The following is a 13,781-nucleotide window of genomic DNA, read 5'->3' on the forward strand; positions in this document are numbered from 1 at the left end:
ATTATGAAACAAATTTTGTTCTGTGAGAAAGTATATTCACGCTGGCTGATCCTACTGATCGATCAGCTCATTGTCAGCTTTGCCTTGGGCTTATCACTCCTGATCATCAGTCGCGTCGGTTATCAATGGGTCTTCAACTCCGACCTCTTGCTCTGCCTGGTGGTTTACAATGTAGTGACGATGACTGTTTTTATTGTCATGCGCATTCACACCGGCATTATCAGGTATTCTAACGTTGCTGATGTCTTCAGGGTATTTAAGGCCGTACTACTGGCAAACCTGGCCTTTGGAACGGTTAGCTACCTGGGCGCAAGTAGTTACCTCGGACTGGAGTGGCCTTGGTTTATGGTGATGCTCCTGGTAAATTTCTTCATCTCTGCATCTGTACTGATCGCCATGAGGATTGGTGTGAAGTTGCTTTTTTACGAACTCAAAGCGCTTAGCATGACCAACAGGGAGGTGCTGGTGATCTTTGGTGCAGATGCTTCGGCGCTGCTGATCAAGCATGGGCTGACTGCATCTCCAGAAAAGAACTTTAAGCTGCTCGGATTTATCGACGACAACCCGGACAGAACCAACAAATATATCGAACAGAAGAAAGTATACCATTCGTCCTGTATTGCCACACTAAAGGAGAAATACGGAGTCGAAAAGATGATCGTACTGGAGGACTGTAGTGACATTGAAGGCCGTAAGCGCGCCGTAGAGCAGTGTATGGCTTGCGGAATCCGTGTGATCTCCGTTCCGGCATCAAGACATTGGCTAAAGGGAAACCTGCGCCTGAGCCAGCTACCGGATCTTAAGATTGAGGATCTGTTGCAACGTGAACAGATCCTGCTGGATGCGGCCCATATCATTGCCGATCTACAGGGAAAAAGAGTCCTGATTACGGGCGCTGCCGGTTCGATCGGTTCGGAGATTGTGCGCCAGGTGATGAAGTGCGCCCCGGAAATGGTATTGCTCTGCGATCAGGCGGAAAGCCCGCTACATGAGCTGCAGCTTGAGATGTCGGATCATTTTCCAGGAATCAGCTGCTCGGCGGTGATGCTGAACATTCAGAACTCTGGCCGTGTAAAATGCGTATTTGAACATTACAAGCCACAAATTGTATTCCATGCGGCTGCACTAAAACATGTTCCACTCATGGAAGATCATCCATCAGAGGCTATCCTGACCAATGTGTTGGGCACAAAAAACCTGGCGGATATGGCCGTCGATATTGGTGTGGAAAAGTTTGTGATGATTTCCACCGACAAGGCCGTGAGGCCGACAAATGTAATGGGTGCCTCAAAAAGGATTGCTGAAATGTACATACAGTCCCTCCAGAACCAACAGTCGGCCTCTAATGGTACCCGTTTTATTACCACCAGATTTGGAAATGTACTGGGATCCAATGGCTCAGTGGTGCCAAGGTTTAAATCGCAGATTGCCGCGGGGGGGCCGGTAACGGTCACTGATCCTGAGATAACGCGTTACTTCATGACCATTCCTGAAGCTGTTCAACTAGTGCTGGAGGCCTCAGTAATGGGCAATGGGGGAGAGATTTTTATATTCGACATGGGGGAGCCGGTGAAGATTGCAGACCTTGCCATCAACATGATCCGACTGGCCGGATACATGCCGCATACGGATATCAAGATTGTGTATAGTGGATTGCGTCCCGGAGAGAAATTATTCGAAGAGCTGCTCAACCAGCGTGAACTTGTGATTCCGACCTATCATGAGAAGATCAAAATCTCGAAGGTTATTGACTATCCTTATCTATATGTATTGCGCCAGGTTGAAGAGTTGTTTGTGATGAACGCCATGAATGACGACCACGCATTGGTGAAAAAGATGAAAGAAATTATCCCGGATTACATCAGTGCAAACTCTCCCTACGTTGAGATGGATGTGGTTTGCTGAATCCAATGTTATTACCTATATTGTTAATCGATTTTAAAACTAATTGGGATAGATTTTAAAATGACTTCAGTTAACGAACCTATGTCGAGCATACCTGAATCAGGTGAGATCAATCTTTTGTCTTACTGGGATCGTGAACTGCTATGTAAGTTTGCGAACACCGCTTTTTTCAGGTTGTTGAACAAAGTACCCGAAGACGTGTTGGGGACTAGTATTAAGAGCTGTCTCGGCATCAGTTATGAACAGCATGAACCTTACATAACGGGAGTTCTTGATGGCATTTCACAAAGTTACAGTTCAGAGATCCATTTGGAATCTGGCGACCGCCATAGGGTAGAGGCTAGCTACTATCCGGATGTAGAAAATGGGAGAGTCCTCGGCTTCTTTGCTCATATAATCAAATTGACTGATGGTGCCAGTCAACAGCTCCATCAGTATAAGCGAATTTATGAGATTGCCGATTACCTGAAAGCTGAAATCCTATCTGAATTTCCGTCCATACCGCATCTCGCAGAACGCTATTTCCTGTCGGTCTCCAAGCTGATGCGCGATTTTAAACGTGTCTTTCAGACCAGCCCATACCTCTACTACCGGCAACAGCAAATGGAGTTTGCGCAACGCTATCTGACCGAAACGGGTTGTAGCAAAAAGCAGATTTCCCTGATGCTCGGGTTTTCCAATCCAGCAAATTTTGCGGTTTGTTATAAACGATATCTGTCGGGACTTGCCGCCGATAGGGTCGTCAGAATGGTACGGAACGGCGTCGATGAGCAGCACAGGATCATGGTCAATCAGCTTCCTTTTGCAGTGGCTATGGTAGACCTGGAGATGAATTACCTTTTGGTATCCGGCCAGTTTTACGCTGATTTTAATTTTTCGTCGCAAGCACTCACCGGGCGTAGTCTGTTCGACTTTTTCCCTGGAACCGATGCAGCACTCGAGGCCTTTAGAGCAGGCTTTGTGGAGCATGGGATTGCTTTCTTCGTGCGTAATCCCATCTTTTACGTTGCCGTCGGCAGTCTCGAGCTGAAATGCCTGTTCAAGGTTTGGTCGGTGGAATCCGGAAAGCCGGGAGGACTCATGATCTATGGGTTGCATAATTTTGAACATCCACGGTAACATTTTGATCATCAGCAGGTTTAGTTGTATCCTTTTATTGATTAGTTTTACTACAGCCAAATGTAGTAGCGCTCTCAGTTTTTAAGCCGTTACTGCCAATTGCCACCAACAACAACGTCCCTAGCGTTTAAACAGTTTATTAATGGTTATCAATTTAATAGTTAAGGCTATGGAATCAATTAATGCGGGCGAAATTGTTGAACACGCAGTACGCCGACAACATGTGAACATCAGTGAGCTGTCCAGACGTATGAATGTCAACAGGAGAACATTGTATAACTGGTTTCAGCAGAAAAAACTACATCTTGATGTGATCATTGCCATAGGTCAGGTCATCAATTACGACTTCTCAAAAGAATTTAAAGATGAGTTTCAAAACTCCGGATTCAATGCCAGTCTTCCAGACTTTGATAAACCTTCGGACGTAACACCTGCAGCGCTTCAGGATAGTAAATACTATTGGATGGAAAAGTACATCACGCTGCTGGAGGATTACAAATGCCTGCTTCAGGCTGCACAGGATAAAGATACCAGCCATTTAAAAAAAATAACCGACACAAATCTCGCGTAGTAATGAATGATTTACGGACAGGAAAAGTCTGGTAGCCTAAGTGTTATCAGACTTTTCTACGTTCCTTACATCCTTATGGTTACATCGTGCAGTAATACTCCTTTCCGGGAGACCACCATCAGTGCTAATCTCTTAAACTAAACAAAATGAAAAAATCAATCTTTTTGCTGGTGCTCAGTATATCTGGCATGTGCGGCAGTTTTGCTCAAAAAAAGGAAAATGGAACAGTTTACATCGATCATCCCGCCATCAATATGGTCGCAGAGTTTATTAAAGCTTCCGTAAGCGGTGAGGAAGCCAAAATCGCTAGCTTTTTAACGGATGACTTTAAGTCCTACAATGGTACCTCTACAGTTTTCAACGATAAGGGAACTGCGAAAGCTGCCTTCGTTAAGAATACCATGCGCTACCCTAAGGAGCTCGATTACTTTTCAATTGAAACGCTGCCCGGCGCTTACGCGGATGCGGTAGAATATAAAAAGGACAACAAAGATGGGGAGGTGTGGGTACAGGACTGGAGTTTGCTGAAAGGGGTACATAAGGCTACAGGTGTAAAAATGAACTCGGCCACACATCGCCTGTACAAACTGACCAAAGACTACAAAATAAAAACCATTATCAATTATAGTAATGCGGTCATTCTAAATGAAGTTGGTTCCAGCTTTGCGAACCGGACTAATGGAAAGATCTACAATCATCATGAGAACATCAATACCATCCGTAAGTCGATGTACGCATTTGAAAAAGCGGATATTGACAAGGCTTTAAGTTTCTTTTCCGACGACGCCACATTTTCGGACATCAATATGGAAGCCGGTAAATCGCTCAGCAAAACTGAGATCAAGGTGGTCTGGAAAAAGTTTCTTGATGATTATGAAATCCAAAGTATTGACATGGTCGGTTATCCCGATTACCTGGAATATGAAATGGACAACGGACGTGAGGTCCTTTCCTGGTGGAAATACAACCTGATCCGGAAATCTGATAAAAAAACATTGGTGATTCCAATGCATTTTAGCGACAGCTTCGATGCTGACGGAAAAATCACTGCCGAAATGGCCTATTTCAGCGATTCATTAATGGCGAAAAACAAATAACGATAGGAAGGTGATCCCGGAGCGTAATGCAAGTGATTTTTAGAATATCAGTAAAATCCCGCCTGGGTTTCAGCAAGGGGAATGGATGAACGAAAATTTTAATTATGGGGCGATGAAGATGTGGGAGCCGAAAACTCCCATTCTTTTTTTGTGTAGCTTTAGCGACGCCCTAAACCCGGCGTATAAGGGAGTATGATCATCAGAAAGGCCAATATCGGCGATGCAGAAGCGATTACAACGTATCTCTTACTTGCGATGGGGGACATCATTTATCAATTCATTGGGAGGAAAAATGACGAACAGGCGAAAGCCTTTATGCTGCATTTTGTCAAAGGGCGAAACAACCAGTATGCCTATGAGAATTGTTGGGTGGCGGAGGATGATCATCGGGTCGTTGCTGCCGCATGCTGCTACGAAGGTGGAATGTTGCGTCAGTTACGGCGGCCGGTCCTGGACTACATCAAAAATGAATACCAGCATACGCTTTCTTTGGAGGATGAAACGCAGGAAGGAGAGGTCTATCTCGATTGCCTGTGTGTGGATCCCAGTCAGCAAGGCAAAGGTATTGGTTCCAAAATGCTTCAGTTCCTGATTAACGAGTATCTATTAAAGCAAAACCACCCACTTGGATTACTTGTCGACCCAGACCGTCTTGCAGCAAGGCGATTATACCTCAGGATGGGATTTAGGGTGATGGGGCACAAGGATTTTGCAGGAAAAAAGATGGAGCATCTGCAAATCAATCAAAATTGAAGTCAGGAATGTTTCTTTTTCATACGCAGAAACGCAATCGCGCCTGTTGACCACAACGCACAAAAAATTAGAATCGGCTGAAAAAACAGCCTGATTAACCTCATAACATCAGTGTCCAGTCCAAAGGCGTCAGTGCCATTTAGGTATTGGGCGATATTCCCTGGAAAAACCAATAGAAAAAATATGCCAAGTAACAGGCCTATCCTCGGTATCTGTTGCCTCCGAAAGAACAGGGCAAGTCCGAGCAGCATTTCTACCACACCGGACGCAAGGACAATGAAATCCTTGCCTAAGGGTACCCAATCAGGCACCTGCGCCAGAAATTCAGCCCTGCTAAAAGTAAGGTGGCCGATGCCTGCAAATATCATAAACAGGCTCAGCGTTATCCTGACTGCCTTCTGAAAGTTATTGGTTTTTATGGTTTCCATGAATCGGTTTGCACACATAACAAGTGACAAACATTTTTGATTGAAAACTCATCATATAATCGTCCCATAATTTTAAATTATTGGAATAAATAAATTGAAGGTAGAGCAGATCCTTCACCAGGTCATGGCTGCGCGTGTGCCAGACTAGTGGAGGTTGATGTGCTGAACGTTTTTCGCCACCGACTGAAGGATTTTTTTGATTTCGATTACCAGATTGAATGTTTTGTGCCGGCAGCAAAACGTAAATACGGATATTTCTCGTTTCCTGTGCTGGTTGGTGATTCGTTTGTGGCCAAGATGGATGCCAAGGCCGACGGTAAGCAGAAAAAGCTAATCGTTCATAACCTGCATTTTGAGTAGATTGAGTTGAAGGAGGCCACCCTTGAGAAAATCCTGGAAGCGATTAAATTGTTTGTTCAATTCAATGGATGCAGAGAGGTCCTCTTCAAACAATCAAACCGGCAGGATTATCTGCAGATGATCATTGCAGGGCTTTCCTGAGTGAATATCATCGGTTTTTTTATTTTTTTTGCTACTTTAGACGAAAAAAATAGAAAAGAGGCCAATTCTATTCTGATCAGTTATTTGTGATGTAAATGAAAATACGTAATCTTATTTTAGTGCTTGGCTTGCTGCCGGCAATCGCTTTTAGTCAAAAAACAATCGTTCCTGGCAGTCCGGACATCAAAACCACTTACCTTAAGCCAGAAAAATCGGCATATACAGTTTATTATGTAAAAGATACCAGCTGGAATAAAATGGGAATGCTGGATTACGATATTGCTTTCTCTGGTAGCCAGTTAAATTTTAATTATAAATACACCGATAAATCTAATACCTGGTCCAAACGCAGGACTTCGGTCGTTGATGCAAAAACCCTGAAGCCAATCAGTTTTATGTCTGAGGGTGTGGAAACTAAATTGGTCCTGAACTTTGGAGAAAGCATCAAAGGAACTTATTATTCCAAAAAGAAGAACAAAACTACACAGGTAAATGTGAAGCCAAAAACTAAGTTTATTGATTTCAATCTGGCAGATCACTTGTTCTGTACTTTGCCACTTGATGTGGGCTACAAAGCGATCATACCGGAATTCTATTATGCTGAAAACACGGATACGCTGATTACAAATTACATCATCAAAGAGGTGAAAAGTTATGTTTACCAGTCTCCGAGAACAGGAAAACATCAGGCCTGGCTGGTAACCGTATTGGAAGAAAGTACCGGAGCGATTTACAATTACGTTGTCGACAAGAAGGATCGCCGACTTTGGCAGAGGGAAATGTCTATGGGAAAAGGGATGTGGGAAATCTGTGTAAATGAAGAAATCGACTACCAGCCAATAAAGAATAAGTTTGATAGCAAATATGCAATCCGGCAGGTCACAAAAGGAAATAGTGTGGTTATCGGAACTGCCTATGCCCGGGAAAGTTCAGGCAAGAAGCTTGGTGGTTTGGTCAATACGGCCAAAAAACAATTTGCCCCTAAAGGAACGGAGATCACACTTTTTCCGAGTTCTGCCTATTATGAGGAATGGCTGTCGGTAAATAAGCAAATCAAAAAGCAAGGAAAAATGCCGGAAGTACCCCTGGTTTCAGACTTTGGTACTGCGATCAAAAAAACTAAAGTTTATGATGATGAAGGACATTTCGAGTTTCTGGATCTGATGCCGGGTACTTATGTGGTCATGGCTAGTTTTGATTTTACCAACTCCTACAACTACTCTTACGTGTCCGGATATACAAACTATTATAATTATTGGGGATATACTGGCTCTACTACAAATTATGGTTCCGCCAGACAAAGTTATCGCGACAAGGCAAACATTGAGAAACAGGTGACCATAGATAAGGATGGCGAGAAGAAAGAAGTCAGTCTGAAAGAAAAATAAGGACATGGCACCTGGCAAATAAATCAGTGATTGATGAATCAAGAACAAACACAAAAGGCATCTCCGTGGATCCCTTTCGTGTTTCTATGATATTGGGTGTTATGCCGGATTGGTCACTGATTACCATTCCACTTAATGCGCTTTAAGTTTTCCAGCTATTGTTTCAAGCTTGCTTTTTAGTTTTGCTATTGCGCCATGGATCGCCAGATCATAATTGTTTCCTAAACTGGAAACAGCAACAGGCTCTCGGCCTGAAATTCTAGCCTCGAGTAAACAACGTTTGTCATCTAAACCTTCCTTGCTTCCATTTTCGTCTGATAAATGTACTTCTAAACGGGTAATTAAGTCATCGAATTTTCCAATGCCTTCTTTGATCATGCCTTTTATCTTTTCTTCGTATTCCTGATGTACTGTTAAATTTTTGTCGGTGTTAAGTTGAATCGTCATAAATATTCGAGTTAAATGTTTGTGTAAATTAAACAATAAAAACCGGCTTCAGTTTTAATATTGCCACTTTTCTTTCATAATGAAGTCATGACTTTTTTCACAGGAATTATACACTACCAATCATCAGCACAGTCACACAAAGCAGGGCTGTACTGATGGTTGATAACTGAAGTCAACAGTTCCTGTTATTTGTCGTTGGTCATGAAGCCAAGACCTAATAACTCAGCTTGTACGCATAACACTTAAGACAGTTAACTATCTTTCTTAAGCCATAATGAGGAATCGTTCCTGAGCAAGGATTACCAGGAACATGAGCTTAAGATTCAGGATCTTCCTCCGGCGGACTTTCCTGAATTTTTATTTTAGAGTTGAAATAAACTGGCGTTGATATCCAGGAACGGCTTTTAGTTTTTGCAAATTTCCCTTCATGAATGCTGAAATCACAGATCATCGCGGGGCTGCATTGCTCGCTATTTAATGATATCTTAAGCCTCCGGTTGTTGTAGTAGTGTAAAGCCATTGCTGTAACACAATAACAACCTGCCGGAACTTCAATTGCCCATTGCTGTGCTGGAATAGTAACAGCATCTCTTGAAACATCGAACATGATACTACTTTGATCATCCGGCCTCCGGTAAAGGCCATGATAAAGGGCTGCAATTGCTATTTCAATACATATCGTACATGAATTGCCGCCAACAGGGAAATACAGATCTTCTTTGACGTTTATTTCCGGCAGCAATATATTTAAATTTCCATCTTCCAGTTTAATCTCAGGAAATATCCAGAGATTCTCCCGGAGTGGAGAATTGACGTTCATCTCGAAATATTGCAGGCTTTTGAATGCCTTAGATTTTAATTCGATTTTGCCTGTGTCAGCTTTTTTATGCCTGGCGATAATAAGGCCCATTATTTTATTGAGCCTATTGATCATCTTACCGTCGCTGATAAAATAAAGCTCCCGCAGGCTTGTTCTCACCTTTGCAGCAAAAGCGCTGGCAATACCAAATGTGGTTGCAGCTCGTTTTGTGCTTTCATTTTGTTTGACATTGCCCTTGCCAGGTTTGGTCTGTACCACCTGTTTGCCCCTGCGTCTGCGATTGGAGGTAGGCCCAACTGGCCCTCTGAGGTAGCCATCATCGTCAACTGTTGCCATAATATTGATTTTAAGTAAAGTTTACAAATAAATGCGCTCCGGGCAGCGTCTAGGTAAAGATATGTCTAACTCTGTATTGTGTCAAGGGTTTACCCACAATAAAGCCAGTATATAGCCGCATAAAAGGCGTAGAAACGTGGACTTGACGTGGATATGATGTGGAAATATATTGGCGTTGATACGGCGATGCCATATGCCTGATGCCTGCTTGGTGTAGGCTAAGGAAATGCATTTGCGATTTCTTAAAGAAAGGCAATAAGAGATGGTGATATTTAGTTTTGTTGAATCTTTTTAGGTGTTATTTGACAGTGAAGCCTTTCTATTTATGGTCTTACGGCCAGCTGCACATATTTCATGTTTAATTGTTTCTAACTTAAATTCTTTGCATAAGTCAAATCCATATTAAGGAAAATTTCAATAATCTTAAACATTTCCAAACGGATTCCGTCCATTGTAATTCTTAAATAGATGAAATAAATGTCAACTTTTTTTGTAGTTCTTTAGTTTCTTCAAAAAGAAAAGCATGCTGACATTTCAAGAACGACTCCCCAATTAAGCTCATTTATAGGTTATTTATTGCATATTTTGATATGTCCACCAATAACAAAAGCCCTGCAACAATTTTATTTTCAGGGCTTTAATTCTTTTTAAGATTGTTGTCTGTGATACCGCTGAAATTTGCACCTAGTGCTAAAATAAGCGTTTAAATAGTATTTTAGGCTGTTTTGTAATTCTGCTCATTGAATTACTCACTATTTTTTTTAATACGTTTTAGCTGCAATTGCTATCTGCAAAGATGTGAAATAAAAATGTTAGTTTACATAATAGACAAAGAACGCTTTACTTTGATTTACAGAATAGCGATAGAAGTTCATTGGGACAACAACGTACTTTTTCTTTATTCACCAAAACCAAGAGAATGGACATATTTTAATTGGTTTAGACACATTACAGGTGTTGCAGAAACTGGATGTAATTGTAAACTTGTGTTGACAGACCAAACTTTATGGACAAACATTTCAGACGAACTAAAAAAACAAATAATTAACATCAAAAAGCGACCGTATAACATCGTATTGGTAATAGGCGGCACGTTACATCCCATTTTAAAAAACCGATAAAAATGAAAGACGAACTAAAGCGAGCTGTAGAAAACGAAGACGAAATAGAGCTTATTAAGTGTCTTGACTTTTCAAATCATAATAAGTTTGAGACTTATAATTTTGAATATATTGAAAAAGCATTGATTGAAACTTGGCATAGTCAACACGAAGGCTTAGTAAATACAATTTACTAGAAAAATATACGTGATGACAGATTTGTAGAACCGATTTTAAACATTGCCTTAAATAGAGAACGGTTTCGATGGTATGATGATGAGTTATAAGCTACTTTGAGAAGATGTGTTCACGCATTAAAAACAATCAATTCAGAAGTTTCTAAAAGCGCTTTAAAGAAATTAAAAGACCTGAATAACGACAACGTGAAATTTGCACTTGCAATGTATAAATAAAAATGGCACATAATATTTGTGCAATAGTTGGTGGATATTCCGCTGCATAGTACGCCACGATTCCGCTACAAAATACAAAAGTTGCTGCTAAAAACTAAGGTGAGCAGGGTTCCTCATCCATTTATAGCATTTTAAGAAGGATTAAAATCACCCTAAAAATAGAAAACCACCTTTAAGTTTCCTCGATGGTGGTTTTTGTACTTCTGTGATCCCGCTGGGATTCGAACCCAGGACCACTACATTAAAAGTGTAATGCTCTACCAGCTGAGCTACGGAATCATCGTTCTTTCGAACATTACTGTAAGCGTTTCCGTTTAAAGTGATGCAAATATAGGGGTACAAATTATAGAGTGCAAATTAAAATCTCAAAAATTATATACTCCCCTGATTTTTAGAGAGATTATTTAATGATAAGCTAATATTATCATTAAAAACAACCACTAAAACCCATTATTTGACGTCCATAAGCCTATTTTTGCATCCATCAAAAAGCTGAATTTTCCAGTTTTACCAACTTAATTTTTCAAAAAGTTGATCAAAAGCTGATTCACTTCATCTTTATGAGTGATAAATAATCCATGCGAAGCATCTTCGAGGATATAGTACGCAGCATCAGGGAGGTGCTTTGAAGTGATTTCACTTGTGGCCTTTAAAGGAACGATCTTGTCGTCATTACCATGGATGATCATCAATGGAACATCAATTGCATTTAAATCTGCCCTGAAGTCTGTTTCTGAGAAAGACCTGACGCAATCTACCGTTGCCTTCGGACTAGACACCACGGCCAACTGGTGCATCCAGTTTTGGATCTCCTGACTGACAGGTTTATTCAATACCCCTTCACTGAAAAATTGCTTTCCAAATTCTGTGAGGAAGGCAGGGCGGTCCTTATGAATATTGAATACCATTTCATCGAATACTTCCGCAGGCACGCCTTCTTCGTGATCCTCTGTTTTCAGCATCAGTGGAACAACCGTACTGATGAGGACAGCCTTTGCAATTTTAGAAGAACCGTACCTGGAGAGGTAACGCACAACTTCACCACCGCCCATAGAAAATCCAACAAGGGTAACTTCTGATAACTGTAATACCGTAATCAGCTCATTCAGGTCATCTGCAAGCGTATCGTAATCGTAACCAGTCCAAGGCTTGTCAGACTGACCAAAACCGCGCCTGTCGTACGCAATGACCCTATAGCCACTATATACTAAGCTAGATACCTGGTATTCCCACATTTCGTGTGACACCGGCCATCCGTGGATCAGGATGACAGGTTTCCCTGCACCAAGGTCTTCATAAAAGATATTTACAGAGGAAGCGTTTTCTGGATTTTTCTTGATATAAGGCATATAATATTTTTTTTGATCGTATGATTTTAACAACACAGGGCGTGTTCAATTGTTTAACAAAAACAACAACACCCCAGGTTACAATATATATTCTCATATTTGCGGCAAACAACCTAATTAATGAGTAACACTGCAGCAAAGAATAAAGCGATCTTTTTAGACCGCGACGGGGTATTGAATCATGAGATTTACGATTACATCACAAGACTGGAAGATTTTGAAGTGCTGGAATATCAGATTCCACCATTAAAGAAATTACATGACGAGGGATTCCTGCTGATTGTCATTACCAACCAGGGAGGTATTGCCTTGCAGCGCTATACAGAAGAGACACTTGCAGAGATGCACCGCATCCTGAATGGGAAATTCAAAGCGCAGGGAGCAGAGATTACGCATGCTTATTACTGTCCGCACCACCCAACTGTTGGAGGAGAGTGTGCCTGCCGTAAACCTAAATCAGGGATGATCCTGGAAGCGATCGCTACCTATAATATTGATCCGGCTTTATCTGTCATGATTGGCGACAAACCAAGGGACGTAGATGCTGCAAATGGGGCAGGAGTGAAGGGGATCCTCATCGAGCCTGATGAGCAGATCAGCTATGATAACATTAAAAAAGTCCTGTCGAATTAATCAACAGGACTTTTTTGCTTTGACCATGCGGTCAGATGCAATAAACAGATTATTTACCTGCTGCTTTAGCGTGATCTGCCAGGAACTGAGCTAAACCGCTGTCAGTTAATGGGTGTTTCAACAAAGCAAGGATTGCCGAAAGTGGAGCGGTCATGACATCAGCACCTAATTTAGCGCAGTTGATGACATGCATTGGACCTCTCACCGAAGCCGCAAGGATTTCGGTTGGGTATTCGTAATTATCAAAAATGGTTCTGATGTCTTCAATCAGCTGGTAACCATCAGTAGCAATGTCATCCAGACGACCAAGGAAAGGAGATACATAAGAAGCTCCTGCTTTTGCAGCCAATAATGCTTGTCCTGCAGTGAAGATCAATGTACAGTTTGTTCTGATGCCTTTTGATGAGAAATATTTGATGGCTTTGATACCGTCTTTCACCATAGGTACTTTAACAACAATTTTAGGATTCAGTTTAGCAAGTGCTTCACCTTCCTTAACGATGCCTTCATAATCAGTAGCAATTACTTCAGCACTTACATTAGCGTCAACGATATCGCATATTGCTTTATAGTGAGCAATTACGTTTTCCTCGCCGGTAATTCCTTCTTTAGCCATCAGGCTAGGGTTGGTGGTTACACCGTCTAATATCCCAAGGTCTTGAGCTTCCCTGATTTGATCAAGATTAGCTGTGTCTATGAAAAATTTCATAAATTATATAGTTTAAGAAAATATGTGGTTTTATTTAATTCGGAGTGATTGTTAGAAAGAAGAGTATGCATTTGAAGCATGGTCAATCTAAAAAAAGTAAAAAAAGGGCAAGCACCTTTTATCGCACCGCTACAACCTTCTACCCTTGCTTCGTTCCCGCCCTGGGGGAGTTCAAAGGGAGCTGATCGTAAAAGACTTGCCCGTCACAAAAG

At 41.6% G+C, this 13,781-nt stretch carries 15 protein-coding genes, 1 tRNA gene and 1 other RNA gene; 10 read left to right on the forward strand and 7 right to left on the reverse strand.

Features of this window, described 5'->3' with window-relative positions; all coding sequences use genetic code 11:
• The first annotated feature begins 3 nt into the window (after positions 1 to 3).
• The 5 genes from PBAL39_RS03770 (at position 4) to PBAL39_RS03790 (ending at position 5,445) form a co-directional block, all read left to right on the forward strand.
• Complete coding sequence (locus tag PBAL39_RS03770) at positions 4 to 1,905, forward strand: nucleoside-diphosphate sugar epimerase/dehydratase (RefSeq protein ID WP_008238472.1); 1,902 nt, start codon at positions 4 to 6, stop codon at positions 1,903 to 1,905.
• Positions 1,906 to 1,986: 81 nt separating this feature from the next.
• On the forward strand, positions 1,987 to 3,024 hold the full coding sequence (locus PBAL39_RS03775; protein ID WP_008238478.1) for a helix-turn-helix domain-containing protein: 1,038 nt from the start codon (positions 1,987 to 1,989) through the stop codon (positions 3,022 to 3,024).
• Positions 3,025 to 3,193: 169 nt separating this feature from the next.
• A complete protein-coding gene (locus PBAL39_RS03780; RefSeq protein WP_008238481.1) occupies positions 3,194 to 3,595 on the forward strand; it encodes a helix-turn-helix domain-containing protein in 402 nt (133 codons plus the stop codon).
• A 146-nt stretch (positions 3,596 to 3,741) separates the two neighbouring features.
• Positions 3,742 to 4,692, forward strand: coding sequence for a nuclear transport factor 2 family protein (locus tag PBAL39_RS03785; protein WP_008238482.1), 951 nt, complete (start codon positions 3,742 to 3,744; stop codon positions 4,690 to 4,692).
• A 192-nt stretch (positions 4,693 to 4,884) separates the two neighbouring features.
• Positions 4,885 to 5,445, forward strand: a complete 561-nt coding sequence (locus PBAL39_RS03790) for a GNAT family N-acetyltransferase (protein ID WP_008238485.1) — start codon at positions 4,885 to 4,887, stop codon at positions 5,443 to 5,445.
• 2 nt (positions 5,446 to 5,447) lie between these two features.
• Here PBAL39_RS03790 and PBAL39_RS03795 read toward each other — a convergent pair whose 3' ends face one another.
• Entirely contained in the window at positions 5,448 to 5,873 is a 426-nt protein-coding gene (locus PBAL39_RS03795) for a membrane protein (RefSeq protein ID WP_008238486.1), read from the reverse strand.
• A gap of 93 nt (positions 5,874 to 5,966) precedes the next feature.
• Between PBAL39_RS03795 and PBAL39_RS25525 the strand changes: the two genes are divergently transcribed.
• Positions 5,967 to 6,233 carry a DNA glycosylase AlkZ-like family protein gene (locus PBAL39_RS25525; RefSeq protein WP_255348730.1) on the forward strand — a complete coding sequence of 89 codons (267 nt, stop codon included), beginning with the start codon at positions 5,967 to 5,969 and terminating at the stop codon, positions 6,231 to 6,233.
• 236 nt (positions 6,234 to 6,469) lie between these two features.
• Positions 6,470 to 7,762: a hypothetical protein gene (locus PBAL39_RS03805; protein WP_008238491.1), complete on the forward strand. Its 1,293-nt coding sequence runs from the start codon at positions 6,470 to 6,472 to the stop codon at positions 7,760 to 7,762.
• Between the two features lie 132 nt (positions 7,763 to 7,894).
• Here the strand turns inward: PBAL39_RS03805 and PBAL39_RS03810 are convergent, their stop codons facing one another.
• The gene (locus tag PBAL39_RS03810; protein ID WP_008238492.1) at positions 7,895 to 8,209 is read right to left on the reverse strand and encodes an HPF/RaiA family ribosome-associated protein; all 315 of its coding nucleotides are present in this window, start codon (positions 8,207 to 8,209) and stop codon (positions 7,895 to 7,897) included.
• Between the two features lie 316 nt (positions 8,210 to 8,525).
• Positions 8,526 to 9,365 carry a hypothetical protein gene (locus PBAL39_RS03815; protein WP_008238493.1) on the reverse strand — a complete coding sequence of 280 codons (840 nt, stop codon included), beginning with the start codon at positions 9,363 to 9,365 and terminating at the stop codon, positions 8,526 to 8,528.
• 809 nt (positions 9,366 to 10,174) lie between these two features.
• Between PBAL39_RS03815 and PBAL39_RS25895 the strand changes: the two genes are divergently transcribed.
• Both PBAL39_RS25895 and PBAL39_RS25215 read left to right on the forward strand, forming a co-directional pair.
• Positions 10,175 to 10,486, forward strand: coding sequence for a hypothetical protein (locus tag PBAL39_RS25895; protein ID WP_008238494.1), 312 nt, complete (start codon positions 10,175 to 10,177; stop codon positions 10,484 to 10,486).
• A gap of 2 nt (positions 10,487 to 10,488) precedes the next feature.
• Positions 10,489 to 10,662, forward strand: coding sequence for a hypothetical protein (locus PBAL39_RS25215; protein ID WP_008238495.1), 174 nt, complete (start codon positions 10,489 to 10,491; stop codon positions 10,660 to 10,662).
• Positions 10,663 to 11,084: 422 nt separating this feature from the next.
• Here the strand turns inward: PBAL39_RS25215 and PBAL39_RS03825 are convergent.
• Both PBAL39_RS03825 and PBAL39_RS03830 read right to left on the reverse strand, forming a co-directional pair.
• A tRNA-Lys gene (locus PBAL39_RS03825) sits at positions 11,085 to 11,157 on the reverse strand.
• A gap of 236 nt (positions 11,158 to 11,393) precedes the next feature.
• On the reverse strand, positions 11,394 to 12,227 hold the full coding sequence (locus PBAL39_RS03830) for an alpha/beta fold hydrolase (RefSeq protein ID WP_008238496.1): 834 nt from the start codon (positions 12,225 to 12,227) through the stop codon (positions 11,394 to 11,396).
• Between the two features lie 120 nt (positions 12,228 to 12,347).
• Between PBAL39_RS03830 and PBAL39_RS03835 the strand changes: the two genes are divergently transcribed.
• Positions 12,348 to 12,860: an HAD-IIIA family hydrolase gene (locus PBAL39_RS03835; RefSeq protein ID WP_008238502.1), complete on the forward strand. Its 513-nt coding sequence runs from the start codon at positions 12,348 to 12,350 to the stop codon at positions 12,858 to 12,860.
• Positions 12,861 to 12,909: 49 nt separating this feature from the next.
• Here PBAL39_RS03835 and fsa read toward each other — a convergent pair whose 3' ends face one another.
• Positions 12,910 to 13,569, reverse strand: a complete 660-nt coding sequence (fsa, locus tag PBAL39_RS03840; RefSeq protein WP_008238504.1) for a fructose-6-phosphate aldolase — start codon at positions 13,567 to 13,569, stop codon at positions 12,910 to 12,912.
• A 102-nt stretch (positions 13,570 to 13,671) separates the two neighbouring features.
• Positions 13,672 to 13,771, reverse strand: an RNA gene (gene ffs, locus PBAL39_RS24985) — signal recognition particle sRNA small type.
• Positions 13,772 to 13,781 lie beyond the last annotated feature (10 nt).

It is taken from the genome of Pedobacter sp. BAL39, assembly GCF_000170795.1.
Classification (GTDB): Bacteria; Bacteroidota; Bacteroidia; order Sphingobacteriales; family Sphingobacteriaceae; genus Pedobacter.